Origin of the sequence: Neisseria sp. HMSC70E02, from assembly GCF_001838645.1 — a bacterium.
In the GTDB taxonomy this organism is placed as follows: domain Bacteria; phylum Pseudomonadota; class Gammaproteobacteria; order Burkholderiales; family Neisseriaceae; genus Neisseria; species Neisseria macacae.
In genome coordinates, this window is sequence record NZ_KV838146.1 from 691 (window position 1) to 2,483 (window position 1,793).

General features: G+C 40.7%; 3 protein-coding genes. 2 read left to right on the forward strand and 1 reads right to left on the reverse strand.

All coding sequences use genetic code 11. The annotated features are described in order from the left end of the window. Window positions 1-1,115: RHS repeat domain-containing protein (locus HMPREF3277_RS15760; protein WP_283127077.1), on the forward strand; the 1,115-nt coding region annotated here is incomplete at its 5' end. Window positions 1,116-1,150: 35 nt separating this feature from the next. After that, window positions 1,151-1,600 (forward strand): hypothetical protein, encoded by a 450-nt coding sequence (locus tag HMPREF3277_RS12460; protein ID WP_141765236.1) that lies wholly within the window; start codon window positions 1,151-1,153, stop codon window positions 1,598-1,600. On the opposite strand, the gene HMPREF3277_RS15450 is transcribed toward HMPREF3277_RS12460, so the two are convergent. Then, window positions 1,565-1,793 (reverse strand): hypothetical protein (locus tag HMPREF3277_RS15450; protein WP_210401180.1); only part of this gene is annotated, 229 nt, incomplete at its 5' end. The genes HMPREF3277_RS12460 and HMPREF3277_RS15450 overlap by 36 nt on opposite strands.

A 1,793-nucleotide genomic window follows, 5' to 3' on the forward strand; every position in this document is an offset into this window, starting at 1 on the left:
ATTTCTACGACCTGCACGACCAACTGGTTAAAGCTGAAATCTTCAAAAAAGACGGCAGCAAAGAAACTTGGGCGTACACCTACGACGCCTTGGGCAGAAGGATAGGCAAAGGTCGTCTGAAAACCAGTCAGGAAGTTTCAGACGACCTCGAAAACCAAACCCGCTTCGCTTGGGACGGCAGCCATCTCTTGCAAGAAGTCCACCCGGACGGCAGGTATACCTATATCTACGCCGACCAAGATTCCTACGAGCCGCTGGCACAAGTCCGCGATTGGACAACCGAAGACGGCGAAAGCCGACAACAAACCCGCTACTTCCACTGCGACCAAATCGGTATCCCGCGTGAGATGACCGATAAAGACGGCAACCTCTTATGGTTCGGCAACTACACCGGCTGGGGTCGTCTGAAAGAAGAAACCAGAGTAACAGATACTGCATACCAACCGTTCCGCCTGCAAAACCAGTATGCCGACCGTGAAACGGGGCTGCATTACAACTTCTTCAGGTATTATGAACCTGATGTGGGTCGGTTTGTGAATCAGGACCCGATTGGGTTGATGGGTGGGATGAATCTGTATCAGTTTGCGCCGAATACTCAGCAATGGATAGATCATTTAGGGCTTGATGTTAATATCATTCGATCTGATCGCTCAGTTACATTTATCCTTGATATTTCTTTAAATGGAAGGAATGTAACCAATACTGATATAGAAAATGTAAAGAATGGGATTGAACGAAACTGGAATGCTGGAGGATGGAAATATGGTGGATGCAATATTAGATTCATTGCAAATGTAAAAGCAAATGACAGCAAAATGGCTAACCAAATTACTGCCGAACCTATCAATGGTAGAAGTTATGTAAATAAAGCTGGAGGAAATAGAGGAGTTTGGTATATGAGGGATCCTAATGTCTCATGGGTAGCCGCTCATGAGGCTGGCCATCTAATGGGATTAGGTGATAGATACAAAGATATAAACGGGAAAAGTATTCCTCAAAAAGGATGGGAAAACAATATCATGGCTGCACCTAACAAACCTGTTGAACAGAGAAACATAAACGAATTAATACCATTTACAACAAAATGTGCCTGTAATATTTTGGAATACATGTAAACAATATTTTTATATTTATATTAATGGGATTTAAAATGAAAAATATACTACTCTCTTTTGGAATAATTTCTATAATACTTTCACTAGCCTGTACTTATAGAGAAAAATATTATTTCAATCAGGAAAATAAACCGAGAGAACTAGGCCAAGAATTATCAGGTTATCCTTTTGATTTTATAGTATTGAGAATGAAAACAGAAAGTACTAATAATATTGATGGATATGTAAATTTATGGATAAAAAATACCAACGGAGAATCTGAAGCTCTTGAAGCAATTCTGACTAAAAAGCAAATAGACTACCAAAAGAATAGCATTTATTATACTATTGATAAATTTGAACATTTTAAATTTAAAGATGTGCAAATTGAAAACAAAGAAGGTAGGATCTATCTAGATGGGCGTAATTTATCTGAAATTGGGAATGCAACCTTGTCTGAAGATGGGAAGCTAGAGATGGGAACATTTTACCGAACCTTTCATTAGAGTCCACAATCTGTTGCCAGCAAGCGAGGTTGGGTCGAGACCCAACAAAATATCAAGGTCGTCTGAAATAACCTTCAGACGACCTTTCCCTATACGCTTACCCTTACCTGCTTCAACCACAACGAAAACGGCCAACTCATTGCCCAGCACCAATGGAAAGTGCCGAGCAAAGAAGAGAACGCCCGAAACGGCC

Coding starts and splice junctions, on each gene's coding strand:
- HMPREF3277_RS12460 (WP_141765236.1), top strand. CDS start 1,151: ATGAAAAATATACTACTCTCTTTTGGAATAATTTCTATAATACTTTCA.